We start from the raw sequence: 26311 nt of genomic DNA, 5'->3' as shown, positions 1-26311 counted from the left end.
CAGAGAGTAATCCGAAGTGTTAAAACTAACCGCTCCAAATAGTAAACGAACGGCTGCCCGAGAGGATGGGAAATACCTTTTGATGGTAGCAAAAGTACGCTTATTCGCCTATGTATCAGNACCGTATCGAAGAGGCCGAAGTCGCTGGCGCCGACGAGACTGGGCTGTACGTCGGTGGGGAGCACCATTGGGCATGGGTCTTCCAGAACGACAATCTCACCTATCTCTTCCAGGACAAATCCCGCGGCAAGGCCGCAACGAGGAAGCATTTCCCCAACGACCTTCCTGATGTCACGCTCGTGACGGACAGGCACAGTACCTATTTCAGGCTGAACGTCAAAGGACATCAGGTATGCATTGCGCATCTATTGAGGAACATACAATATCTCACAGACCTGGATAAGAACCAGACATGGTCAACGAGACTTACGGAGTTGTTGCAGGATGCGATTCACCTAAGGAAAAGCAAGACGATGGAGAAAGTCAAAAAGGCTGCAGCCGGTTTCTACGAAAGGCTCGACAGACTGCTTGAAGAAAGCACCAATCACTTACACAAGGACTTCAACGCCTTGAAAAAAGGACTCTACAAATGCCATGACTACATCTTCACCTTCCTCACCGATAAGCGAGTTCCATATGACAACAATGCCAGTGAGAGAGGCGTGAGGAACATAAAAGTCAAGCAGAAAGTAAGTGGTTGCTTCAGAACAGACGCTGGTGCTAACATCTACATGAAACTGCATTCGGTGACTGACACCGCCAAGAAAAACGGCAATTCCAAATTTGACGTACTGCTCGCCCTTGCTAATTTGCAAGGGTAAAGGCAGCATACCTATTTCTATAGGGGTACTGAGTAGTTACATAGGTATTATTAAAATGCAAAAGTAAGTAAAAGCTTATCAAAAATTCTATTTTTTCTCAGAAATTTATTATTTTTTCTTTTTCCAGGCAAGTTTTTTTTAACATCTGCATTTATTGGAATAAATGCATAAAATTAAAGGCTGGTTCTATAAATTAGCTTTGTTAGATTTTGAGCTTATTTTTGAGGTTAAAATGCAAAAGAGTGAAGGAGTGTAGCGGGCTACACGACTGAACGAACTTACATTTTGAACTAAAAAGAAGCCAAAAGATAACAAAACGCATTTCATAAAAATTTAATGACTATATACGGTGGTAATTTATAGAACCAGCCTAAAGGTAAAAAACGGCTCTGTTACAATTGATGTAGGAGCAAAAAGCTATTGAAGGAATTTAAAAAGTTTTGAAAAAGAATGACAAATATCTCTTTTCAATATAGAACATACAGCAGTCTTGACAGCTACCACCATACATATAATGGTGCAAGGTATAGGCTTTGCCCAGTATAGAGAAGAAGTAAAATGTTCCTATAATAGATTTAAAAATCCTTTTAATTTTTTTTCTGATGTTAATATCTGAGTAGGACAGCAAAAGAGAGAATACTGTTCAAAAATACTTAGAAAGAAGCAAAACAAGTCAGTGATGATGAGTTTAGTGTGTATAGATAAAACTTATCTTACATATCAATGCTTCGTTATAACAGAGAGAGGGCGAATCAGTGATGATGAGCTCTCTTTTTTTTGTCTGTGCCTTTCTGATAATAAATGAAGTGTTTGCACCCAACCCTATAAAATAGGTGGTATTTATTTTGCCGTTCAATCTATTTGGTGTACCTTTGCAATCATTCATCTACATTACTTTATAATGTCGAACGAGAAAAAATACAAACTACTAAGCAAAATAGAAGCTCCTACCGACTTGCGCAAATTAGAGCTTGACGAGCTACCTGAATTGTGCAGCGAGCTGAGGGAGAATATCATAGAAGAGGTGGCTGTAAACCCTGGGCACTTAGCTTCAAGCCTTGGTGCCACAGAGATTACAGTGGCTTGTCATTACGTGTTTAAAACTCCAGAAGACAGGATTGTGTGGGACGTAGGCCATCAGGCTTATGGACATAAGATATTGACGGGACGCAGAGAACGTTTCTCGGAAAATCGTAAGCTCAATGGATTGATGCCTTTCCCATCGCCCAAGGAGAGCGAATACGACACATTTACGTGTGGACACGCTTCAAATTCTATTTCGGCAGCCTTAGGAATGGCTGTTGCTGCAAAGATGACACATCACCCTGAACGCCACGTTGTAGCCATTATAGGTGATGGGGCTATGAGTGGCGGGTTGGCCTTTGAGGGACTGAACAATGCATCGTCAAAGCCCAACGACCTGCTTATCATTCTCAACGACAACGATATGTCGATTGACCGTGCAGTAGGAGGTATGCAACAGTACCTCTTAAACCTTGATACGAACGAAACTTACAACAACTTACGTTTCAGAGCTTCACAATGGTTGCACGCTAAGGGGGTATTGAACGATGAACGCCGTAAAGGTATCATTCGTCTAAACAACGCTATAAAGTCGGCTATAGCGCAACAGCAAAACCTCTTTGAGGGAATGAACATTCGCTATTTCGGACCTTTTGATGGTAACGATGTGAAGGAAGTGGTGCGAGTATTGCGTCAACTAAAGAATATGAAAGGCCCAAAGTTGCTCCACCTTCATACCGTAAAAGGCAAAGGCTACGAACCAGCTGAAAAGAGTGCTACGGTGTGGCACGCTCCTGGTAAGTTTGACCCCGCTACAGGTATGCGTCTTGTGCAAGATACAGCAAACAAGCCTCCGAAGTTTCAAGATGTGTTCGGACATACGCTTGTAGAGTTGGCTCGACAAAACTCTCGTATTGTGGGCGTTACGCCAGCAATGCCTTCAGGTTGTTCGCTGAATATTATGATGCAAGAGTTGCCCGACCGTGCTTTTGATGTGGGTATTGCAGAAGGACACGCTATGACCTTCTCGGCAGGTATGGCAAAAGACGGATTGCAGCCTTTCTGTAATATTTATAGTGCTTTCTCGCAGCGTGCGTACGATAATATTATTCACGATGCAGCCATCTTAAATCTACCTGTTGTGCTATGTTTGGATCGTGCAGGTTTGGTTGGCGAGGACGGAGCAACCCACCACGGAGCTTTTGATATGGCTTTCCTTCGCCCAATACCTAATATTACGATAGCTTCGCCTATGGACGAGCACGAGTTACGTAGATTGATGTACACGGCACAGTTGCCTGATAAGGGCTTCTTTGCTATACGTTATCCACGTGGCAATGGCGTTTTGGTGGATTGGTGTTGCCCATTAGAAGAAGTAAAGGTGGGAACAGGACGCAAGCTATGTGAACGTGTATTGAGTAAAAACGATAAGAAAAAGGTGGCAGTATTGAGCATTGGCCCTTTAGGTAACGATGTTCAGAAAGCCATAGCCGACCTTGAGGCTGCTAATAGTTGCGAAGGTCAGGTGGCACACTACGATATGCGTTTCTTGAAACCATTAGATGAGGCGATATTAAAAGAAGTGGGGACAACCTACGAGCAGATTATCACCATAGAAGACGGCGTGCGTAATGGTGGCTTAGGTAGTGCGGTGATGGAATGGATGGGCGACAATGGATTTAAACCAACCATCAAACGAATGGGAATGCCCGATGAATTCATAGAACAAGGCACGGTACAACAGCTTCGCACCATCTGCAAAATAGATATAGAAAGCATAAAACAAGAAATAAGAAATAGTCTGAAATAGGACTTCGAAGTGTAAGTAATAGAAGGTATGAAGATAATTATTGCTGGCGCATACGCCATAGGCACTTATCTGGCACAGCTCCTTTCAAGAAGCAACTACGATATAATTCTTATAGATGAGGTTGCAGAAAACTTGGAAGCCATTGGGTCTAACTACGACTTAATGACAATGGAGGCTAAGTGTACAAGCATTAAAGCACTTAAAGAAGCTGGAGCAAAGAAAGCAGACCTCTTTATTGCTGTAACTCCAAAGGAAGCTGACAACATAACAGCTTGTACGATGGCTCACCATCTTGGAACAAAAAGAACGGTGGCAAAGATTGATAATCCTGAATATATGGAACCTATCAATCAAGAGTTTTTCAAGAAGTTGGGTGTGGATAGTCTTATTTATCCAGAGATGTTGGCTGCAAAGGACATCATCAACGGATTAAAGATGTCGTGGGTAAGACAACGATGGGATGTACACGGAGGGGCACTTGTGTTATTGGGAATAAAGCTAAGACAGAATTGTAAAATTCTCGACAAGCCACTTAAAGATATAAGTGGACCAACCGACCCTTATCACGTTGTAGCAATTAAGCGTGAAGACCAAACGATTATTCCTGGTGGTAACGAATGTTTGAAGTCGAACGACTTGGCATACTTTATGACCACAAAGAACTATATACCTTACATTAGAAAAATTACAGGTAAGGAAAATTATGTAGATGTAAAGGATGTTATCATTATGGGCGGTGGTCGTACGGCCGTGCGCTCGGTAAAGATGATACCCGAATATATGAACGTAAAGGTAATAGAACGCAATGCTGAACGCTGTGAATACTTGAACGAAATGTTTGATGAAGACCAGCTCGTTATCAACGGCGATGGACGTGATATGGCTTTATTAGAGGAAGAAGGCATCAGACACACACAAGCCTTTGTTGCTGTAACGCCAAATGCAGAAACCAATATTTTGGCTTGTATGGCGGCAAAAAACTTTGGTATAAAAAAGACAATTGCATCTGTAGAAAATTTCGACTATGTAGATATGGCTGCAAACTTGGATATAGGTACGATTATCAATAAAAAAGCTATTGCGGCAGGCTATATTTATCAGATGCTGTTAGATGCCAATGTGGACAATGTGCGTTTCCTTATGGCTGTGAATGCAGATGTGGCAGAATTTATACCAGTGGAGGGTTCGAAGATAACACAGAAGCCTATAAAGGACATCAAGTTGCCAAGTGGTATGACCATTGGTGGATTGGTGCGTCACGATGAAGGTATGCTTGTTTCGGGTAATACACAAATACAAGCTGGCGATATTGTTGTGACATTCTGCCATAACGTAAATAAGAAGAAGATTGAACAATTGTTCAATTAATACTTCCTTTACCTTTTAGTATAAATGAGCAATGCTTAATTTAAAAACCATTTCAAAGATTATAGGTTCGCTGCTGTGGATAGAGGCCACACTCCTATGCCTTTGCTTGATAGTTGCTTTGATGTATCAAGGAGACGATGTGATGTCGTTTGTTTGGACAATCCTCATCACAGTAAGCTCAGGATTTATCTTCCGTTTTTTAGGACGTCATACCAACAATAGCATTAGTAGACGCGATGCCTATTTTCTTGTAACCATTTCGTGGATACTCTTTTCACTTTATGGTACGCTGCCTTTCCTTATCAGTAAGTATATTCCTTCGTTTACGAATGCTTACTTTGAAACGATGTCGGGTTTTACCACTACAGGGGCAACGGTAATCGACTTTCCTGAACATCTGCCCAAGGGGCTTTTGTTTTGGCGTTCATTAACGCAATGGATTGGAGGATTGGGAATTGTGTTCTTCACCATTGCCATTTTGCCTTCATTAATGGGGGGCTCAGTAAAAATATTTGCAGCCGAGAGCACAGGTCCTATAAAGAGCAAATTGCACCCACGATTAAGTACAAGTGCCAAAGGTATATGGGCTGTTTATTTCATTCTTACTACTGCTTGTATATTGAGTTATAAAGCGTGTGGAATGGGGTGGTTTGATGCGTTCAATTACTCGATGACCAGTACCGCTACGGGTGGGTTTGCTACAGAAAGCGGTTCTATTATGACCTTCAAATCTCCTGCTGAAGAATACGTATGTACGCTGTTTTGCTTTCTTTCGGGTGTGAATTTCACCTTACTTTATACTTCGGTAGCAGGCATAAAGTTTAAACAATTCTTCCATAATAGTGAATTTCGCTTTTATACAGTTTTAGTGGCAAGTTTTACAATATTCATTGCACTCGAACTTATTTTCAAGAACAATTATGATGTAGAACATGCTTTCCGCAGTTCGGTATTTCAAGTGGTATCGTTTATCACTACAACTGGTCTTTTCAGCGATGATGCTGCTAAATGGCCACACGTAACGTGGGTAGTCTTGGCGGCTTGTATGTTTTTTGGCGCTTGTTCGGGCTCAACGAGTGGTGGTATTAAAAGTATGCGTGGTGTGATGTTGATTAAGATTGTACGGAATGAGATGCGACAAATCCTGCACCCTAACGCTGTGTTGCCTATGAAAATAGATGGCTACAACGTTGAGATGTCTAAACGTGTTACACTGCTTGCTTTCATCGGAATGTATTTGTTCTTGGTTTTTGTTTGTGGCTTTGTAATGATTGCAGCAGGAATAGATTCAACGAATGCTGTTACCATAACATTGAGTTGCTTAGGCAACGTTGGACCAACCTTAGGATTGGAAATTGGTCCAACAATGTCTTGGAATGAATTGCCTCATTTTGCTAAGTGGATAGGTTCACTCTTAATGCTCGTAGGTCGCTTAGAACTGTTCACCGTTTTGGTACTCTTCACTCCATCATTTTGGAAAGAACATTAAGCCCAAAACCGATTTTGGGTTAAACCCAAACCGGTCGTTAGCCCGCAAAGGCTTTTTAAAGCGTTTAGATGTAATGCTTTTCTTCGTCTTTGCACCTTATTTTGGCTCTTTTCGTTTGTTTTTTCAGTTGTTTAGCTCGCTAAACGTCTTCAAAAACAACCAAAAATAGCTCAAAATAAGCTCGCAAATCTCGAAGAAGTCTAACGACCGATTTGGGTTAAAACATAACGAACAACTTTGTTTTACACGTTCATTTGGTGTACTCCACCCTTTTTCATTATATAGTCTATCAACTCTGCAAACAATGTGTTTTGTCGCAATGTGGCTTCGTTGCCCGTAAGAATAAGTTGCTTGCGGGCGCGGGTAATGGCTACATTCAGTTTGCGGTCGATGGGCTGTCCATCTTCCATAAAGGTGTTGGCAGTGAGAAAATCTAATTGGAAACGGTTTTGAACCGTAAACGAATAGATGATAACATCTCGCTGGCTGCCTTGGTATCGCTCCACGGTGTCAATGCTTATCTGTTCTATGTGAGGCAGATTGAGCCGTTCTAATTCCTTGCGCACCATTGCTATTTGGTTGCGATAAGGCACAATTACCCCAATGCTCTTTTGTGGGTTGAAATCGCTGCCCATTTGTCGGTGCAGACGACGGATAAGGTCTGCCACAATTTTAGCTTCTTCGGTATTCACCTTCTCTGAAATATTGGGTTGGCGACAAGGTTTTGACGGGATAAAAACCATACGATGCGCCTTTAGAAAGTCGTCCGTAGCATCTTCGCTATCCACCTTATAAGGTAGAGAGATGACTCTCTGATGATCCAAAGGTACACACTCCAATTGTTCACGACGGTAAAACTTTTCGTTGGGGAAGGCTGCTATGTCAGGGTGCATACGACCTTGTTTTCGCAAAGTGCCGATAAAGTGGGTGCGGCCGTTGGCATACTCTGTACGCAAAAGGCGTTCGAAGAGCGAGTTGGCACAACTATCAAGATGAATGATCTGTAATAAAGGGTTGTCCACAGCTGCTTCTTCCGCATCCTGTTGTACTACGGCAGGGAGCTGTTTGTGGTCGCCTATGAGGATAAACTTGTCTATACATTGTCCAACTGGGTTGTGTGCCGACAAGATACCTACAATGTTGGGTTCTAAAATTTGGCTCGCCTCATCAATAATCGCCAAGTCGAAATGCTTGATTTGGTAGATAAAAGGGCGTGCGGCAAGACTTGCCGTTGTACTCACAATAATTCGTGCTTCAGATAAGGTCTGTTTGATATGTTCCAAGGTAGGTTTCTCGGCTATCACATTGGTAAGCAGATGGTTTTGATATTGTGGGGCGCAGCTGTACGCATTACCCATTCTGATATAAGGTATATCGTGATCGGAGAGCATTCCACAAATTTCGTCCACGGCACGATTGGTGTAAGAGAGCAAAAGGAGTTGCTTGTCAGCGTGTTCGCGTACAAGATATTGCAGTGCCATAGAGGTTTTTCCTGTCCCAGGGGGACCAATAAGAAGAAAATAATCTTTGGCTTGCTTGGCACGTAAAAGTATGTCATCGTAAGTGGTGTTGTACGATTTTGAGAGCTTTAGCGATGTGTCTCTTTGAGGCGAACGCTGTCCAAGAAGCAGGTCTTTGCGGTCTTGTTGAGCCGTGATAAGGGTATGCAATCCTTGTAAGGCTGCACTACTGCCTATATCACTGCTGCTGTGTTCGATAGCAAAACATTCGCCACTGATGATATTAGGGTTTTGTTGTCCATCGTTAAGATGCACCACAATGCTATGGGTCTGTATCTTTTGCAACGCCCCCTTAAAGAGTATGCTCGTTCGCACATCGGGTATTTCACCTTTGCGGTAGGCATAGAGATAGACCATATCGCCACGACGGAAGTTGGGCAAGAAGTCATCGCCCTGCGTTGGCACGTTGAGGGTTATGGTATCGTAGCCGCTATACGATGTACTTTGCTCCTTTTGCGCTATGGTCAGCCCTATATAGATATTGCCAGTTTCTATTTTTGACGATAAAGGCATATTCCATAGGTCGGCGTTGGCACTGCCTGTACCTTCCTGATAGCCCACCTTAGAGATGATTTGTTCCTTGACAACAAAGCGCATCATACGTGAAAAATAAGCTCGCTCTAAAGGAGAAAGATGATGAAGAGGGGCAAGTGTGTCGGTAAGACGTGGGCGTATGTAACGCTCAAAGAAGTTGTCGTTGGTGTTTTCGGTGCGTAACGTATCGGGGGTGAGTTGGGGAATGATGCGTGAAAAATCGTTCTGCGAAAACCAAAATTCGGTTGCCACCACCTGATTGCGAAACTTTATAGCTTCGTACATCAATTGCTGGTACGACAAGACTTCGAGAAGTCCGTTTGGGAGTGGGTATTTAGAATAAAGCAGATAGACATCTGTGGTCTTTCCGCTGCGATTGAAATTGTATTTTAATATGCCGAAGTAAAGCAACAACTGCACATAATGCTTTTCTATTTGGCGTGAGCCGTGCTTGTTGTTGCGATCGCTTTCTAAGTAGAAATTCTTTCCTGACTTTTGTTCCACCAATAACGCAAAATCGGTTGTCATAAGGTCTACACGCCCCTGTATTCCCAATTGTTCGCATACGAACGAGGGTTCGAGAATGGCTTTTGCTTTATCGTGTGTGATAAAGAGCTCGTCTACAATCTGTTGAATGTTCTTTACTTGCACTTTGCAGTCTTCTATATATGCAATAGGACTGAAATTAGGACAGGTTGCAAAGTCTATAGCCTTATCACGGAAGTTGGAACATATAGTTTCTTTCAGGTCGTATGTCTCGTTGTTGATGATGTCGTCAAGGGCAGCACTTGCAAAGTTACCAAGCAAGATGGGAGGGTTGTTGGGTCGAGTCTGCAAGCGGTTTACGGTGTAGAGCAAGGGGTGGTGTCCATAGTCTTCAAAACAATTGGCTATGGTGGAGATGTCGAGCAGGAAATCGGGTTCTACAACAACTATTCGAGGTATAACTCGTTTGCCTTTCAGACTACATTCCAAGAGGTTGAGTTGCATCCCTATGCGCAATAGTTGGCGCAAATAGCTGAGGTTTATGAAGTCGGGCGTATTAAGATAGTCGACAATGAGTTCTTCTTCGCCGTGTTCTTGATTGAGTACGCTCACATTGATGGTGCTATCGGTAAAAGAACGCACTGTGCAACGTATGTATTTGTAGTTGGCAAGCTGAATGTTCTCGGTGCGTCTGCCCACCGCAGGAATACGACCAACCAAGGCGGAAGGGATATCCTCATTGAACACAGCCGATATGAAAATAGCCAATGCGCGGCAATCGTAAAGGAGGTCGGTAGGCAAAATGGGGGCAATGGAATTGCTATGGGTGCGCATCAGATGGATAGCCACAATGTCTTGCGGCTTGATGTGATGGCGGTTACAGAGGTTGTCTACCTGTGAAGCAAGACTGCCAAAGCTATGTCGGGTGCTTTTCAGTCCTTCGTGGCAACATAAAACCAATGTTTCGTGCATCAAATGGTTCTGACTTCCATTTTCATTGGTTGGTAAATCTAAGATGTCGGTTATGCGTGCAAATAACTCTTCGGCTGTACTCATTTGGATAAAAAGATAGCTGCGTTATTGTCCGCCTAATCGTTCAAAATAGATGATAACTTCCTCCCACGTTTTAAATTCGTCGCTCCCGAAGGGAAGAACTGTCCCCATAAAGTTGGGCAAGTCTGCTGTCGTTATGAGATAATCGCCTAAGAGCAGTTGGGGAGTATTGGTGAATAAAGCCCTATTCCACGCTGGTGCGCTGAAGGTTTCTTCAATCCACGCTTGTGCTTCGGGGATAAAAGAGGGGTCGTTGGTAGGTGCTGGCGCAAGAAAATAGACCTCGTAATGGTCTAAGAGCATTTCATAACATTTCTGAAGGCTCGACTTGGGTTTGTTGTAAGCATCACGCAAGGTAGTCCAATCTATAAGAATGGTCTTGCGTTCCCTACCCGCTTGATGGTCGTCTATCCAACGGATTACGGGCATAAGATAGTGGAAGATGGCTTTCTCGATGAGGCGATGTTCACCGTGGAAGTGAATGGCATTGGGGTAATGTGTACGAAAGAGGTCGAAGGTATGCACCACAGGGTCGTTATCGCCAAAGAGTCCGTACACACGACTTTGTTCTTCGGGTGTTACCGCATTAAAACACTGCTCTGTAATGTCCTTATATTCCTTTTGTAAAGCCTTGGTTACGATAACCTCCTGTACACCATCTACACGTGGATTTTGGTAGGTTTGCTTGCCTACCATATTGTTTTCGGAAATGGTAGACCCCATTTGGAAGGCAGGATTTACACAGATGCGGTCTGTACCATAAAGCATTTCGGTGTACATTCCGCCCATTGAGGTGCCAATGATGAGGTCGGGGCGTTCGTCGGCTTGAATTTGTCGAAGCAAAGCCATAGCTTCTTCGGGGTGAAGGGGTAAATCTGGCGCGATAACTGTCGCCTTTGGCATATACTCACGGAGGATTTGAGCCGTGTGGGTAGAGCCTGCCGACATAAAGCCGTGAACGTAAACTATCTTTTTATCGACCATCAGGTCGGGAAAGGTCTTTTTGTATTGATTTTCCATAATGCTAATGAGCAATGAGAAACGTTGCTAAATAGATAGAAATTAGTGGTTTGCATCAGACAAATCCGACCCGTCCGACTTGTCCGACTTGTCCAACATTGCCTTCAAATCACCTTATACTTTCTAAATGATAGGCAAACTAATTCCGTTAATCTTTTGATAAATATCGAGCGCATAAATGTCTGTCATACCACTGATATAGTCGAGTACTGCCATAATGCGGTCTTCCAAGTTTGGATTTTGTATATCGTATTGACTTGAAAAGCGACGTATGAGTTGTTTGCTATGAAACTTTTTAGGGTTTACAGCTGCATCGGTGAGGGTTTCCATAAGGGTTTCCATAATTTTGTAACCCGATAGTTCGACATCAAGGACGGCTTTGCTGCGATATATCTTTTCAACCGACACATCTATACAATGGCGATAATTCTTCTTTTGGAGTTCGGGGATATGGTCGATAAGCGAACCTTCAAACGTACCATTAAGGATTGCTTCTTCGTTCTCGACAAAAGCATCAACACAAAGCGACTCAAGTTTACCAACCGCACAAGCACGGAAATAAACTACTTGCTCATTCTTATCGGTTACTCCCTCTGCCTCAATGCGTTGGCGAATACTTGTCGTTGTATTGTCGTCAAAGAACCCTAAGAGCAAATCGGCAGTCTCTTCAAACGATAACAACTTGAGCTTATGCGAGTCTTCAATGTCCATTATTTCGTAGCAAATATCGTCTGCTGCTTCCATCAAATAGGCCAATGGGTGGCGTGCATAGCGTATTCCGTCTTCGGTGGATGCGTGACAGATAATGCCAAGTTCATCGGCTATCTTTCGATAAGTAGTTTCTTCGGTTTCAAAGAACCCAAACTTGCCGTGTGCGCCTGCCAACGAGGAAGAATGAGGATACTTTACAATGCTGGCAAGGGTAGAATAAGTCATTACGAAACCTCCCTCTCGTCTGCCTAAAAAACGATGCGTAAGCAAGCGAAAAGCATTGGCATTGCCTTCAAAATGGGTAATATCAGCCCATAAACGTGGACTTAATTTTTCTTCAAGATAAGCTCCTGCCCCTTCTTTGAAAAAGGCTTGAATGGCCTGTTCTCCACTATGTCCAAACGGAGGATTGCCCATATCGTGAGCATAGCAAGCTGTTTGCACAATTGTACCTATCTCTTCAAAAAGCGTTCCGCCTAATTCGGGGTGCTTCTTGATGAGCTTGCGCGCCACATCATCGCCTAATGACTTGCCCAAAGATGCCACTTCAAGTGAATGAGTAAGACGATTATGTACGAAAACACTCCCCGGGAGAGGGAAGACCTGTGTCTTGTTCTGCAATCGTCTAAAGGGTGCGGAATAGATAAGTCTGTCGCTATCACGCTTAAATTCAGACCTGTCATCGTGTCGCTCAGCGTGACGGTCTTCTTGTCCAAGTCGTTTGTTGGAAATAAGTTTTGCCCAATGCATCATAATCATAAAGTGGGTTCTAATAATTTGCTTTGTTTATACCCTACGCAAAAGTACGTAAAAAATGCCTAATTTAGGGCTTTTTAGGGATGAAAGTTCATCTTTCTGACTATAATTCATTATTTTTGCACATTATTTAATAAAGATATGATACAGATAAAAGTAATCAACAAAGGCAATCAACCTTTGCCAACATACGCCACAAGCCAAAGTGCAGGAATGGACTTGCGTGCTAATATAGACCAACCCATTACCTTAAAACCAATGGAACGTATGCTTGTACCTACAGGACTTCACATTGCATTGCCCGAAGGATACGAAGCACAGGTGCGTCCACGCAGTGGTTTGGCACTGAAGCACGGCATTACGGTGCTCAACAGTCCTGGTACGGTAGACGCAGATTACCGTGGCGAAATAAAAGTGTTGCTTATCAACTTCTCAACAGAAGACTTTGTCGTCAATGCAGGCGAACGTATTGCACAGATGGTTATAACTCGACACGAACAAGCACAGTTTGAATTGGTGGAAGAACTTGATGAAACAGAACGTGGAGCAGGAGGTTACGGACATACAGGCGTGAAGTAAGACTGCGTGTATCTACACCTCGGAAAGCCCAAAAGCCTACGTTTCAATAAGGAATCACCGCAACCAATGGTTTTACAGCGTATGAAACTATTTTCAAGAAACATACGCTTCAAAAACAAAACACATCACAACGAATTAAGGAGGATTATCAATTTGAACTTCAACATTAAGCATAACCTATTCCAAGTAACATTAAGCGTACTCTTCGCATTGCTTTTGCTCCCTGTAAAAGCACAAACAAGCGAAGACTACCAACGCTACAATTACTTCTTTCTTGAAGCCGTACGACAGCAAGGTATGGGCAATTTCGGTGCAGCTTTCGACCTATTGACCCACGCACGTAGCATCAACCCCAACGCACCAGAGGTGTATTACCAATTGGCAGGCTACTTTGTGGCAATGAAAAACAACAAAGAAGCACGCAGATGTTATGAGAAGGCGGCACAACTTGCACCCGAAAACTCTACTTACTTAGAGAAAGTAGGTCAATACTACCTCTCTCAGTCTGAATTTGATAAAGCTTTAGAAACTTACGAACGACTTTACGAAACCAATAAGGCTCGTGAGGACGTTCTACAAATACTCTATCAACTCTACGGACAAAAGAACAACCACAAAAAGATGATAGAAACGCTCGACAGATTGGCACTACTTGTGGGCAATAATGAACAAATTTCGCTCACAAAGATGCAACTTTACGAGCAAATGGGCAACAAACGAAAGGAACAAGCCGAACTAATGTCGCTTGTAGAGAAAAATCCATTGGATTTAAACTATCGTGTAATGTTGGGTAACTGGCTCTTTCAAAACAAGAAAAAGAAAGAAGCATTCAAAGAATATCAAAACGTACTGAAGGAAGAACCCGACAATGCGTACGCCAAACTTTCGCTCTTAGACTACTATCGTGATGCCAAGAACAACAAGATGGTAGACGAAATCATCGAAACATTATTGAAATCGAAGAAGACAGAGAAAGAAACCAAGATGGCTCTCTTGCGACAAGTAGTCGTAGAAAATCAAGAGAACAAAAACAAAGACAGCATCGAAGTGCTGAAACTCTTCGACCGTGTACTCGCCTTACCGCAAGAGGATGCCGACATCACACTGATGAAAGCAGCTTATCTCATTATGAACAACAAGCCAAAGGCAGAGATACACCAACTGTACGAGCAAGCCTTGGCGATAGAACCTGATAATGCACGAGCACGACTTCAATATTTGGGCGACTTATGGGAAAGTCAAGACTACGACAAAGTGATAGCCTTAGCACAACCAGCCCACGAGTACAACCCTGAAGAAATGGGTTTTTACTATTACGAAGCCTTTGCACGCTATCTGAAACACGATAACGATGGCGCATTAGCTACGTTCAAAAAAGGTGTTACACTTATCAATAAGGACAGCGATCCCAATATGGTGTCCGACTTCTATGCCGTAATGGGCGACATCTATCACGAAAAGGGAATGGAAGCAGAGTCGTTCATCGCTTACGACAGCTGTTTGCAGTGGAAACCAGACAATTATGGTGCGCTCAACAATTATGCTTACCATCTCAGCGTAGCAAAAAAAGACCTCGCAAAGGCAGAGCAGATGAGTTATAAAACCATCAAAGCCGAGCCTGAGAACACCAATTTCCTTGACACTTATGCGTGGATTCTCTTCCTCCAAGAACGCTATGAGGAGGCTAAAATCTACATCGAACAGATGCTAAAGTACGACAAAAAGCCTTCAGCAGTGGTTTTAGAGCACGCAGGCGACATCTATTTCCTCACAGGAGATAAAGACAAGGCACTTGAGTATTGGACGAAAGCTGTAGAAGCAGGGCGCAAGAGCGACACGCTAAAGCAAAAAATAGAACTTAAAAAATACATTGCAGAATGAAAACAAACAAGATATGGATAACAGCTGCACTCTCCTTGCTCTTTGTAGGGTGTAGCACACAAAAACAAGCGGTTGTCAATCAGCCCACCAAACCTATTGAGCAAAAAAGCAACAACGCTGAGGCTACAGCCAAAAAACAGATGTTGCAGTTTGTGCAGAAGGTTTCCGACAAGGCTTTGTATCAAAACAATGTGGTGTCCGACCTCTCATTCACGCTCAATACAGGTTCAAAAAATATTACCGTACCAGGTACACTTCGTATGCGTAAAGACGAAGTGATACGTTTGCAACTCTTAGTACCTATCCTTCGCAGCGAGGTAGGACGCATCGAGTTTACAAAAGATTACGTGCTCTTTATCGACCGCATACACAAACAATACGTAAAAGCAAGCTACAACGATGTGGCTTTCTTGCGCGATAATGGTATCAACTTCTACTCGCTCCAAGCACTCTTTTGGAACCAACTCTTTGTACCAAGACAGCAGCGAGTAGGCGAAAGCAGTCTAACCCAATTCGCTGCCGACCTCACAGCCTTACAGTCGCCCAACAAGGCTATTGTACCTGTAACCTTGAAAGATGGAAAAATGACTTACAAGTGGTTGGCAGAATCGCTCTCAGGACTTATCACACAAGCTGAAGCAAAGTATGTTAGCCCTACACATGGTGCATCTACACTCACTTGGAACTATGCTAACTTCCAAAACTTTGGGTCGAAAAAGTTTCCTATGAACCACGAATTGGTGATAGAAACTGCAGCTACCAAAGCCAAGAAAACCCTCAAAGCAACCTTCGAGCTTGACGGACTGACCGACAATGCCGATTGGGAAGCTTTCACCACCCCATCTACAAAATATCAGCAAGTAAGCGTTGAAGAAATATTAGGTAAACTAACAAGTCTCTAAATGAAGCGAATAGTATCTATTTTGGTTTTGTTGACGTTAGGATTGTCGATGTCGTTTGCTCAAAAGCAAAAGACAAAGAAAACACGACCCTCAACCCAACAAACGGCAAAAAGCAATAAGAAAACAGCAGCAACCTCTGTACAAACGACCTCAAAGGGTGCAAAAGCTCCCAAAAGTGGCACGCAAGCCAAAGCAAAAAACGTACAGCAAAAGCCTCAACCTACCAAAAAGAGAGGTAAGACACAACCTGTCAACACCAAGCAAGCCAAGGGCAAGCATGTAAAAGGAGGCAAAAAGCAACCTTCATACGTAGCAACAGAAGAAATAAAGGGCTTGCAACAGCAAAACCAGCAAATCCAAAAGGAGATAAAAGAAAACGAAAAAGAACTAAAGGTGAAGCAAAAGGACGTAGAAGACCGCTTGCAAAAGATTATCACCTTAGATACAGAGATAGGTCAACACCAAAAGACCATCGATACCATCTCCACAGATATAAAGCACCTTGAGGGCAATATGAGCATCTTGAAAGGGCAGTTGAAGTCGTTAGAGGCACAATTGGACGAACGTCGCTCACGCTTTATTCGTTCTATGCGCTATATGGCTCGCCATCGCAGTATCCAAGACAAACTTATGTTCATCTTCTCTGCAAAGAGCCTTACACAGATGTATCGCCGCTTACGTTTCGTACGCGAATATGCAGCCTACCAACGTGCACAGGGCGAACTGCTCAAACAGAAGCAAGAACAGGTAGACGAAAAGCACCAACAACTGCAAGATGTGCGCACCCATAAGAGCACATTACTCTACAAAGGTCGCCAAGTGCACGCACAAATGGAGCACAAGAAGGTGGAGCAACAGAACGTTGTAGTATCGCTTCAAAACGACCAAAAGGTATTGCAAAAGGTAATTGCCGACCGTCAAAAGAAGCAACAGGCCATCAATGCTCAAATCGACCATTTGGTTGCCATCGAAATAGAAAAAGCACGCCAACGCGCCATTGCCGAAGCTAAGGCACAAGCCGCTGCCCGTGCAGCCGCTGCCAAGCGACGTGCAGCCGAAATGGCAAGAAAGAAGGCGGCAGCCGAAGCTGCAGCAAGAGAGAACGCACGCCGCATAGCTGAGGCTAAAGCACGTGAAGCAAAGGCAAAGGCGGAAGCACAAGCACGTGCTGCCGAAGCCGAACGCCAACGCCGTGAAGCAGCAGCAAAGGCAGAGAAGGCTCGCCGTGAGGCTGAAGAAGCACGCCGAGCAGCAGCAGAAGAAGCCTCTGCGAAGAAGGCTCGTGAGCTAAAGAAAGCCCAAGAACGTGAGGCAGCAGCCAAATTAGAAGAACAGCGCGCACAAGCTCGTGCCGAAGCAGAAAAAGCTCGTGCCAATCAAGAAGCACGTGAGGCTGAAGCCAACCGTATAGCTGCTGAACGCAAAGCCGCTGCCGATAAGGAGCGTGCCGACCGTGAACAAGCTGCAGCCAAGAAAGCCAACGAAGAGTCGAGCCTTATGACCAATGCCGACCGTGCTGCAACAGGTAGCTTTGCCAACAACAAGGGACGCTTGCCAATGCCTGTTTCGGGACGCATCGTAACCCACTTTGGTACATACAACGTGAATGGTATGAACAACGTAAAACTCAGCAGTCACGGTATCGACATCAAGGCTGCATCGGGAACTCCTGTACGCAGTGTGTTCAAGGGTGAGGTAACAGCCGTTTCATACGTTGCAGGTTCAACCATCGTAATGGTACGTCACGGTGCTTACATTTCGGTTTATTGCGGATTGGGCAAGGTGAGTGTAAGCCGTGGACAAAGTGTTGGAACGGGGCAAACGCTCGGTACAGTAGGCGGAAATGGCGTTGTACAATTCCAACTTCGCAAAGAACGTACCAAGCTCAATCCTGAAGAGTGGTTGCGCTAAGCAACTAATCACAAAATAAAAAGCAAAAGTGCTAAGTGCAAATAAACTTCTATTTGCGTTTAGCACTTATTTTTTTTATTATAACCATAGGAGTTTTAAGACCTATTGGTCGGTAGGCTCATTTAACCCAAATCGGTCGTTAGACTTCTTCGAGATTTGCGAGCTTATTTTGAGCTATTTTTGATTGTTTTTGAAGACGTTTAGCGAGCTAAACAACTGAAAAAATAAACGAAAAGAGCCAAAATAAGGTGCAAAGACGAAGAAAAGCATAACAGCTAAACGCTTTAAAAAGCCTTTGCGGGCTAATGAGCGATTTGGGTTTAAGAGTTTCCTCGTCTATTATTGAAACTTATGAGGTGTCTTTCTTATTTGGGGTTTAATATACAAGAAACGGCAAGTAGTTTATGCAGACTACTTGCCGTTTTCATTTTCTATACTCCCTTATCGGAGCACCTTATATATAATAGCAGTGGCTTTTACTTCTTTGCAGCCATAACAAGCTCTTGGGTATCGCGAGCAATAACGATTTCTTCATCGGTTGGGATAAGTACCACCTTCACCTTAGAATCGTCAGCAGAAAGAACACGCTCTACACCACGGCAGTTGTTGCGTTCCTTATCCATCTTGATGCCAAGGAACTCAAGACCTTCGCAAGAATCCAAACGCAAACCTATCTGGTTTTCGCCTACACCTGCAGTCCAAATAATCATATCTACACCACCCATTGCAGCAGCGTAAGCACCGATGTACTTCTTGATGCGATAGGCGTACATCTTGATAGCAAGAATAGCGCGCTCGTTACCTGCAGCCTCAGCAGCTTCTATTTCGCGCATATCAGAGCTAATGCCAGTGATACCAAGTACACCGCTTTCCTTGTTCAAGTAGTCTGCCATTTCTTGTGGGGTCTTGCCAAGCTTTTCCATCATATAGGTAACAGCCGAAGCATCGATGTCGCCACAACGTGAACCCATCATCATACCAGCCAACGGAGTAAGACCCATTGAGGTATCAATAACCTTTCCATCCTTGATAGCAGCCATAGACGCACCATTACCAATGTGGCAAGTGATAATCTTTTGGCTCTTATAGTCTACACCAAGGAACTCACACGCACGCTGTGAAACGTAACGATGGCTTGTTCCGTGGAAACCATAACGACGCACGTGATACTTCTCGTACATTTCGTAAGGTACAGCATAAAGATAAGCGTGTGCAGGCATTGTGCTGTGGAAAGCATTGTCGAACACAGTTACCTGTGGTGTGTTAGGCATCAAGCTATCTACCGCACGAAGACCACGGAGGTGGCCAAGGTTGTGAACAGGTGCAAGGTCGATAAGGCTTTCGATACCTTCCTCTACCTCTTTGGTTACGATACAGCTCTTTTCAAACAAGTCGCCACCCTGCACAACGCGGTGACCTACTGCGTCAATTTCGTCCAAGCTCTTCAATGCACCGTACTTAGGGTCGAGCAAGAGTTCGAATACAAACTTTACACCTTCCTTGTGGTCAGGCATATCGTGCATAATCTTTTCTTTGCTGCCATCTTTAAGTGTTACCTTAACGAATGCTTCATCAAGACCTACACGCTCTGCACCACCCTGTGCAAGCACACTCTCGTCTGCCATATCGTACAATTTGTACTTAATGGAACTACTACCGCAATTTAAAACTAATATCTTCATAATGTAAGTTTTATTTTCTCTTTTAATTGTAATTGTTGTGGAAAAACAGAAAGTCGGATAAGTGAGGAACGTAAGATGAGACCAACAACCCCTACACAGTCTGATGATAGACAATGGAGATAATGGCTTTACTCCTCATAACTCCCTCTAACTCCTCTTAACTTCTCAATCGTTCCTATTTATGCCTTAGCATCTTGTGCTTGACAAGCTGTGATAGCTACCATATAATAGATGTCGTCTACCGAGCAACCACGTGAAAGGTCGTTTACAGGACGTGCAATACCTTGGAGGATAGGACCAATAGCGGTAGCACCACCAAGACGCTGAACGAGCTTGTAACCAATGTTACCCACTTCGAGGTTTGGCACTACAAGTACGTTAGCCTTACCTGCGATGTCAGAGCCTGGAGCTTTCTTTGCAGCAGTAGTAGGGTCGAGAGCAGCATCAGCCTGAAGTTCACCATCTACCTTGAGTTCAGGATACTTCTCCTTAGCTATCTTTGTAGCCTCAACCACCTTATCGATGATGTAAACACTCTTACCTGTTTCCTTATTGATAGCATCTTGAGCAGAGCCCTTGGTTGAGAAGCTCAACATTGCAACGTTAGGGTCTTTAAAACCTGCCACACTGCGTGCAGTAGCTGCGGTAGTATAAGCTATTTGTGCCAACTGCTCTGCGGTAGGATTAGGAGTTACAGCAACGTCGCCCATAACCACAATACCGTTTTCGCCATATTGTTCTTCGTGAGTCAATACTAACATTGCACCACTTACACAGCTGATACCTGGAGCACACTTGATAATCTGCAAAGCTGGACGAAGCGTATCGCCAGTAGTTGAGAGTGCACCCGAAATCTGTCCGTCAGCACCTTCGGTCTTGATAATCATACAACCCAAATAAAGGTTGTTCTTTACCAACTCGCGAGCCTTCTCGATGGTCATACCCTTCTTTTGGCGAAGTTCGGTAAGCTTTTCAGCATACTCCTCGCTGCGTGGGTTGTTTTCAGGGTCTACGATGGTAGCTTTGTCGATGTTGTTCAAGCCCCATTCTGCAGCCAATTTCTTAATGTTCTCAGGGTTACCGATAAGAATCAATTCTGCAATGTCGTCGGCTAATACTTTGTCGGCAGCTTTGAGCGTTCTTTCTTCCTCCGCTTCTGGAAGCACAATGCGTTGCTTGTTAGCCTTAGCACGAGCAACAATTTGCTGTAATAAATCCATTTTTGTTTATTTTATTTTATGTTGTTAAATGTCTATTTTGAAATGCAAAGATAGCAATTTAGTAGTATAACACCAAAAAGAATGGAGCTTTTTTACACCTTATTGATATTATAAGCAAATATCGGCTTGAAATATTCTTTTTCTAATACAATATGGGCATTAGCACACCAACAAACTACTCATTGCAAAGAATAGGAAATGAGCAAAAGAAAAATAGAACAATAGCGAAAAAGGATACGTCTCCCAAAAGCCTATTTACAACTATCTGAAACACAAATATTTACAAACCCATTTCAAAACATATATGTTTTAACCTCCCAAACATATATGTTTTACACACTCAAAGTTGAACTTTGACAACCTCAAACATATATGTTTGGCTTTCGTAAGATTGATGCTTCGTTTTTCAAAGACAGAGAGGTTAGAAATAGAACATTTACCCCCTCGCAATTCTACGCTTTATACACATCTCTGTTTAGGAGAAATATTGCTAAAAGAAAGCCCTTTTAAAAACAGTTTTTAATGTGCACAAATGGTGTAGGAGCTTGATTTATCAAGTTCCATTCCTCACAAATAAAGCGAAACTCGGTACATATTAATGAGCGGAGCTTCATACGTGTTGATGAACGGAACTCGATAAATCGAGCCCCTACATTACCCCCACAAGCACTTGGACATAACGCCCTTTAACGCTTCTAACTTCTTGATAAAAGGAACGAATTTTAAGTTAAACCCAAATCGGTCGTTAGACTTCTTCGAGATTTGCGAGCTTATTTTGAGCTATTTTTGGTTGTTTTTGAAGACGCTTAGCGAGCTAAACAACTGAAAAAACTAACAAAAAGAGCCAAAATAAGGTGCAAAGACGAAGAAAAGCATAACAGCTAAACGCTTTAAAAAGCCTTTGCGGGCTAATGATCGATTTGGGTTAAACAGAGATGTGTATAAGAAGTAGCCCGATTATTTATGCACACACAACCTTGTTATTGCAAACAAAAAATCCACATTCGGTAGGCATTGCCTACCCCGAATGTGGAGTTTAGAGTTTACCATTTACAATCTATTGCGTTCGTCTCGTCCCGCTCCCGTGCCTTTATACTTGCTTCGTGTAGTATTAAACTTATAAACTACCTTGAAGTAAGCACGACGGGTATCGTATTCCTGATACTGTGTCACCTTATAATTTTCGGTGTAAAGTGTCGCTTGTTGTGTAGCTCTGTTAAACAAATCTTCCACACCCAAGGTCAATATAAGGCGATTTTTGAGCAATGTTTTTTGCAAAGACAAGTTCACCTCACACACATTGCGAATAACCTCACCGTTCTCTGCCATACCCTTTGAATTGAAACCCATAAAGGCTTCAGCTACCCAATCGTGTTTAAACTCAAGGGTATTATTAAACTTGAAACCCCATATCGGTTTGTTGAGACTAAACTTACTGCCCAATCGGTTTATATCGAACCATTGCTTCTGACAGAACAAGGTGAGTTGTGGCGACCATATCCCAAACTTAGGCGATGCAACAAGTGCCAATGAGAATTTGGGTAATTTGTCGATATTGCGATAACGCAGGGTGCTGATACTCTTGTCTTCGCTTTCTTGTTCTGACGAGTACATTATCTGATTGTGGGTTTCGGTATAGCTTGTCACCAAGGTAAAGACCTTCCAAGTAGTTATCAACGACAAATCATAGACATTGGCAGGTTTCAGCATAGGATTACCACTCTGACGTGTAAAGCGGTTCAGATAGGTTACGTCTGTACCCAACTGGGCGTATGACGGTCTACTTGTTTTAGCCGTGTAAGCCAATTGTAAGCCCACATTCTTGATTTGCGTAGCGAATGAGAATGACGGGAACAACCTATTGTAGCGTCGGCTATGGTCTGGACTATATGTGCCGTGGTCGTAATAGTCGGAATTTACGTGTTCGTAGCGTAACCCTGCTTGTATGTTTCCAATGGGTGTCATACGCGAATAGGTTGCAAAAAAGGCATAGTTGGCTTCCTTTATTCTCGATGCTGCATTGGGTACAAAACCTTCCAAGGTGGCATAATTTTGCGTTTTGTTGGTATAGGTGTTCTCGTTACCTACCGACAGATTTCCACCCAATACGGGGTGAGTAAGCACCAATTTGGTAGCAAAGAAGTTGCTACGACTCTTGCCTTCAGAAGTTACCGTACGATTTTCATAGTTTGTGCTTTGCTCTATGGTGGTTTGCTTCGTGATGTCTTCAGAAAAATAGTAATCGGTATTAAAATCAATACTTAGTTTTTTTATCTGTCCCACGTAGTAGGCTGATAGGTTTTTGGTAGGTATAGCATATTTGAAACCATACATTTCAGAATTGATATGGTCGTAAGCAAGGTTGTTTTTCAGCACATCGGTAGCGTAAAAACCTGTATGGTCGTTATCCCCATCAAAGTGTTTTGAGGTGTCAAACCTTACACCTACAGAGTGATTGGTATTAAAGTCGTAGGCAGCCGAAAGGTTGAAAGACGCATCTTTATTTTTGAAATCGCTCTTTCCCGTCCACTTGTTGGTCCACAAATCGTCTACTTGCAGCTCTTGAACCGTTTCTTGGTTCTGATAACTGTTAGTTACATCGTAATCCACAGATGCAGCTATTTCCAAGCCTTTGTGGCGATAACGTGTGTTCAATTGTGTAAAACTGTTCCAATGTTTCCAATATAGAGTGTTAGAACGCACATCGAAGCCGAAACCGTCGCCCACCCTTCTGATGGTGTGAATACGGATTACGGCACGCACAGTGGCATCATAGCGAGCCCCGGGGTTGGTAACAACCTCTACATCTTTGATGTCTGCCGAACTTAAACGTTCTAATTCGGTGGCATCGGTTACTTTTCTATTGTTAATATAGATAACTGCTGCGCCTTTGCCTACCACAGAATAGCTGCCTTCTTTGCCCGACAGCAACGGAATACGTTTGAGCACGTCGTTGCCCGACCCCACGTTAGAAAGCGTAGAGCCCACAATGGTGGTTACGAGTGCATCGTTGCGCAATGCCATTTTAGGGCGTTGTGCCGTAACGGTAACACCTTCCAAGGCTGCTGCCTCACCTTTGAGCCGTAAAGTGTCTGCTGTGAGTGGTAAAGTATAGGTTTGAAGGTTGTAGCCCACACTCGACACACGCAAAAAGGCTGGTGTATCATTGGGTAAAGTGATGCGGAATGCGCCGCAACTATCGGTAATTACACCTGTAATGAGCGAAGAGTCGCGCACCGAAAGTGCAATAACATTGGCATACTCTATGGGCGCACGTTGCTCGTCCGTCACCCATCCTGTTACGTTTTGTTGAGCTTTGGCAAGCGTTGCACATAGCACAAACATTCCCAAAATAGCGTATTGCTTTTTCATAAGTAGGTATCAAGTTAGTTTAATCGTTTGCACAAAGGTAAGAAAAGAACATTTCTTTGCAAGAAAAAAAAACGAATAAATGTCGCTCATCGTTATATTTTTTACCCTTTTGTGTAAAAAAATAAGGTGAGAAACTTGTCATTTCTCACCTTATAACTACATCATCATATATTTGTATTGTTCATTGGGCAGTTGTTATCGTCCTACACTTCAGATAGTTCTTTTGCCAAAATGCTCTCCAATTGTTCAGCCGATAAGCGCACTTGGAATTCACCTTTGATGGCAACAGATATTTTTCCTGTTTCTTCCGATACCACAATTGCCACGGCGTCCGACTCTTGCGAGATGCCCATAGCTGCACGGTGGCGAAGTCCGAAATGCTTTGGAATGTCCTGGCTATGGCTCACGGGAAGAATACAACCTGCACCCTTGATACGCTTCTTAGAAATGACCATCGCCCCATCGTGCAAAGGCGAGTTTTTGAAGAATATGTTTTCTATCAGCCGTTGGTCAATGCGAGCATCAATATAGTCGCCTGTTTCTACAATGTCTTGTAGACTGATGCCACGTTCTATCACGATGAGTGCGCCCACCTTGCCTTTACCCATATTCATACAAGCCATAACTATGGGGAGTATGGCTTCACGATCTACCTCCTTTTTGTTTTTATCTACTCGGTTAAAGATGTGCATTAGGTTCATCACCTTTTGATGTGCACCGAGGTTGTATAGGAAGTGTCGAATTTCTTCTTGGAACAATACCACGATGCCGATAACTCCCACCGACACCAACTTGTCCATAATGCTTCCCAAGAGACGCATCTCAAGCATTTGTGTAACGATGAGCCACACTACAACGAATATCATAATGCCATAAAAGACATTGAGCGAGCGCGACTCTTTCATCACCTTATAAAGATAATAAAGCATCGTTGCCACGAGTACTATATCAATAATATCTTTTAATCCGAAGTCGAAAAACATAGTTTGAAAATGTTATTTGTCTTTACATCTTAATTATAACGCAGCCCTACCCTGCAAGCTCTCGTAAATTTTTACTGCCTCTACTGCTTCACGCACATCGTGCGCACGGAGGATAGAAGCTCCCTTCATTAGCGAAATCATATTCAGGGCAGTAGTGCCGTTAAGGCTTTCTTGGGCAGTGATACCCAAAAGTAGGTGTATCATACGTTTGCGACTGATGCCTACAAGGAGGGGGAGTTCAAACACGTGAAGGCGTTCCATCTCGTTCATCAACGCATAGTTGCCCTCCACAGCAGGTTCTTTTCCGAAGCCAAAACCAGGGTCAAGGATTATATCTTTTTGTCCTAAGGCACGCAGTTCTTGCACCTCTCGAGCAAAATCAATCAACATATCGTGAAGCGTAGCTGCCTTTGACATTAATATATAAGGTGTGCCAAGTGCTGCCACAGTACGAAACATATCGGGGTCGGCACCTTCTTCTACATCATTAATAATGTCTGCTCCAAACTCTTCGACCGTGCGACGTGCTACCGAAGCACGGAAAGTATCAATAGAAATCACAGCATCGGGCTGCGCTTCTTTTATAATAGGTAGGGCAAAAGCCAAACGACGCATTTCTTCTTCTTCGCTTGCAACTTCGCCTCCTGGACGTGTAGAGCAAGCCCCAACATCAATCATCGCAGCCCCTTGCTGTACAATCTCGTTGGCACGACGACGTATTTCGTCTTCGGTTTGCTTTCTGCTGTCGGCAAAAAACGAGTCGGGCGTAACGTTCAGAATACCCATTACTGATGGACGACTAAGGTCTAAGAGGCGTCCACGTACATTAATAGTATATTTCACGGGGTTATATTGTTGCAGTATATTCATATTTTCCATATCGGCAAAGTTAACACAAAACCTTTAGAAAGCCAAGGAATAAGCCAATATTTTAGAACGTTACGGAGCTAAAATCAAGGTATGTAGGGGCTCGAATTACCAAGTTCCACTCCTCATCAGTTAAGCGGAGCTCGATACGTGTTGATGAGCTTGCGAATAAATCGAGCCCCTACACTCCCCACAAACACTTGGATAAAACTTCTTCTCATACCCTCTAACCCCTTGATAAACCGAACGAATTTAACCCAAATCGGTCGTTAGAATGAGAATGTATTTTGCGATTATGTTGAGATTTATTTTGCATATATCAA

Annotated in this window: 16 protein-coding genes; 8 read left to right on the top strand and 8 right to left on the bottom strand. The window is 43.3% G+C overall.

Annotation, left to right across the window (positions count from 1 at the left end):
- Nucleotides 1-110 precede the first annotated feature (110 nt).
- The 4 genes from CZ367_RS10125 (at nucleotide 111) to CZ367_RS10105 (ending at nucleotide 6511) form a co-directional block, all read left to right on the top strand.
- Nucleotides 111-821, top strand: a complete 711-nt coding sequence (locus CZ367_RS10125) for an IS66 family transposase (RefSeq protein ID WP_077196766.1) — start codon at nucleotides 111-113, stop codon at nucleotides 819-821.
- Between the two features lie 901 nt (nucleotides 822-1722).
- The gene (dxs, locus tag CZ367_RS10115) at nucleotides 1723-3654 is read left to right on the top strand and encodes a 1-deoxy-D-xylulose-5-phosphate synthase (protein WP_077196764.1); all 1932 of its coding nucleotides are present in this window, start codon (nucleotides 1723-1725) and stop codon (nucleotides 3652-3654) included.
- 27 nt (nucleotides 3655-3681) lie between these two features.
- Entirely contained in the window at nucleotides 3682-5022 is a 1341-nt protein-coding gene (gene trkA / locus CZ367_RS10110; protein WP_077196763.1) for a Trk system potassium transporter TrkA, read from the top strand.
- 31 nt (nucleotides 5023-5053) lie between these two features.
- Nucleotides 5054-6511 (top strand): TrkH family potassium uptake protein, encoded by a 1458-nt coding sequence (locus CZ367_RS10105; RefSeq protein WP_077196762.1) that lies wholly within the window; start codon nucleotides 5054-5056, stop codon nucleotides 6509-6511.
- A gap of 242 nt (nucleotides 6512-6753) precedes the next feature.
- Here the strand turns inward: CZ367_RS10105 and CZ367_RS10100 are convergent, their stop codons facing one another.
- From CZ367_RS10100 to dgt, 3 genes are all read right to left on the bottom strand, one after another.
- On the bottom strand, nucleotides 6754-10107 hold the full coding sequence (locus tag CZ367_RS10100) for an AAA domain-containing protein (RefSeq protein WP_077196761.1): 3354 nt from the start codon (nucleotides 10105-10107) through the stop codon (nucleotides 6754-6756).
- Between the two features lie 21 nt (nucleotides 10108-10128).
- Nucleotides 10129-11124, bottom strand: a complete 996-nt coding sequence (locus tag CZ367_RS10095; protein WP_077196760.1) for a YqiA/YcfP family alpha/beta fold hydrolase — start codon at nucleotides 11122-11124, stop codon at nucleotides 10129-10131.
- A gap of 123 nt (nucleotides 11125-11247) precedes the next feature.
- The gene (gene dgt / locus CZ367_RS10090; RefSeq protein WP_077197425.1) at nucleotides 11248-12585 is read right to left on the bottom strand and encodes a dGTP triphosphohydrolase; all 1338 of its coding nucleotides are present in this window, start codon (nucleotides 12583-12585) and stop codon (nucleotides 11248-11250) included.
- Nucleotides 12586-12732: 147 nt separating this feature from the next.
- Here dgt and dut point away from each other — a divergent pair, with 147 nt between their 5' ends.
- From dut to CZ367_RS10070, 4 genes are all read left to right on the top strand, one after another.
- The gene (dut, locus tag CZ367_RS10085; protein ID WP_077196759.1) at nucleotides 12733-13170 is read left to right on the top strand and encodes a dUTP diphosphatase; all 438 of its coding nucleotides are present in this window, start codon (nucleotides 12733-12735) and stop codon (nucleotides 13168-13170) included.
- Between the two features lie 81 nt (nucleotides 13171-13251).
- Nucleotides 13252-15051 carry a tetratricopeptide repeat protein gene (locus CZ367_RS10080; protein ID WP_084793507.1) on the top strand — a complete coding sequence of 600 codons (1800 nt, stop codon included), beginning with the start codon at nucleotides 13252-13254 and terminating at the stop codon, nucleotides 15049-15051.
- Nucleotides 15048-15953, top strand: coding sequence for a lipoprotein insertase outer membrane protein LolB1 (locus tag CZ367_RS10075; RefSeq protein ID WP_077196758.1), 906 nt, complete (start codon nucleotides 15048-15050; stop codon nucleotides 15951-15953). Before CZ367_RS10080 ends, CZ367_RS10075 begins: the two co-directional genes overlap by 4 nt.
- Entirely contained in the window at nucleotides 15954-17864 is a 1911-nt protein-coding gene (locus CZ367_RS10070; RefSeq protein ID WP_077196757.1) for a M23 family metallopeptidase, read from the top strand. It abuts the gene before it with no gap.
- Between the two features lie 476 nt (nucleotides 17865-18340).
- Here CZ367_RS10070 and CZ367_RS10065 read toward each other — a convergent pair whose 3' ends face one another.
- The 5 genes from CZ367_RS10065 to folP all read right to left on the bottom strand — a co-directional run bounded on the left by CZ367_RS10065 (nucleotide 18341) and on the right by folP (nucleotide 26000).
- The gene (locus tag CZ367_RS10065) at nucleotides 18341-19546 is read right to left on the bottom strand and encodes an acetate/propionate family kinase (protein WP_077196756.1); all 1206 of its coding nucleotides are present in this window, start codon (nucleotides 19544-19546) and stop codon (nucleotides 18341-18343) included.
- A 179-nt stretch (nucleotides 19547-19725) separates the two neighbouring features.
- Nucleotides 19726-20766 (bottom strand): phosphate acetyltransferase, encoded by a 1041-nt coding sequence (pta, locus tag CZ367_RS10060; protein ID WP_077196755.1) that lies wholly within the window; start codon nucleotides 20764-20766, stop codon nucleotides 19726-19728.
- A gap of 1050 nt (nucleotides 20767-21816) precedes the next feature.
- Nucleotides 21817-24138, bottom strand: a complete 2322-nt coding sequence (locus CZ367_RS10055) for an outer membrane beta-barrel family protein (protein ID WP_077196754.1) — start codon at nucleotides 24136-24138, stop codon at nucleotides 21817-21819.
- A 203-nt stretch (nucleotides 24139-24341) separates the two neighbouring features.
- Complete coding sequence (cdaA, locus tag CZ367_RS10050) at nucleotides 24342-25121, bottom strand: diadenylate cyclase CdaA (protein WP_077196753.1); 780 nt, start codon at nucleotides 25119-25121, stop codon at nucleotides 24342-24344.
- A 33-nt stretch (nucleotides 25122-25154) separates the two neighbouring features.
- On the bottom strand, nucleotides 25155-26000 hold the full coding sequence (folP, locus tag CZ367_RS10045; RefSeq protein ID WP_077196752.1) for a dihydropteroate synthase: 846 nt from the start codon (nucleotides 25998-26000) through the stop codon (nucleotides 25155-25157).
- Nucleotides 26001-26311 lie beyond the last annotated feature (311 nt).

Origin of the sequence: Prevotella ihumii (genome assembly GCF_900155655.1) — a bacterium.
Lineage (GTDB): Bacteria > Bacteroidota > Bacteroidia > Bacteroidales > Bacteroidaceae > Prevotella > Prevotella ihumii.
Note: the sequence above shows the minus strand (reverse complement) of the source record. Positions and strands in the feature narration are given on the sequence as shown.

Bases quoted from the DNA above. Each gene is read 5' to 3' on its own strand.
- folP (WP_077196752.1), bottom strand. From the start codon at position 26,000: ATGGAAAATATGAATATACTGCAACAATATAACCCCGTGAAATATACT.
- trkA (WP_077196763.1), top strand. From the start codon at position 3,682: ATGAAGATAATTATTGCTGGCGCATACGCCATAGGCACTTATCTGGCA.
- CZ367_RS10095 (WP_077196760.1), bottom strand. From the start codon at position 11,124: ATGGAAAATCAATACAAAAAGACCTTTCCCGACCTGATGGTCGATAAA.
- CZ367_RS10055 (WP_077196754.1), bottom strand. From the start codon at position 24,138: ATGAAAAAGCAATACGCTATTTTGGGAATGTTTGTGCTATGTGCAACG.
- CZ367_RS10075 (WP_077196758.1), top strand. From the start codon at position 15,048: ATGAAAACAAACAAGATATGGATAACAGCTGCACTCTCCTTGCTCTTT.
- dxs (WP_077196764.1), top strand. From the start codon at position 1,723: ATGTCGAACGAGAAAAAATACAAACTACTAAGCAAAATAGAAGCTCCT.
- dut (WP_077196759.1), top strand. From the start codon at position 12,733: ATGATACAGATAAAAGTAATCAACAAAGGCAATCAACCTTTGCCAACA.
- CZ367_RS10080 (WP_084793507.1), top strand. From the start codon at position 13,252: ATGAAACTATTTTCAAGAAACATACGCTTCAAAAACAAAACACATCAC.
- pta (WP_077196755.1), bottom strand. From the start codon at position 20,766: ATGGATTTATTACAGCAAATTGTTGCTCGTGCTAAGGCTAACAAGCAA.
- CZ367_RS10070 (WP_077196757.1), top strand. From the start codon at position 15,954: ATGAAGCGAATAGTATCTATTTTGGTTTTGTTGACGTTAGGATTGTCG.
- CZ367_RS10105 (WP_077196762.1), top strand. From the start codon at position 5,054: ATGCTTAATTTAAAAACCATTTCAAAGATTATAGGTTCGCTGCTGTGG.
- CZ367_RS10065 (WP_077196756.1), bottom strand. From the start codon at position 19,546: ATGAAGATATTAGTTTTAAATTGCGGTAGTAGTTCCATTAAGTACAAA.
- CZ367_RS10100 (WP_077196761.1), bottom strand. From the start codon at position 10,107: ATGAGTACAGCCGAAGAGTTATTTGCACGCATAACCGACATCTTAGAT.
- dgt (WP_077197425.1), bottom strand. From the start codon at position 12,585: ATGCATTGGGCAAAACTTATTTCCAACAAACGACTTGGACAAGAAGAC.
- cdaA (WP_077196753.1), bottom strand. From the start codon at position 25,121: ATGTTTTTCGACTTCGGATTAAAAGATATTATTGATATAGTACTCGTG.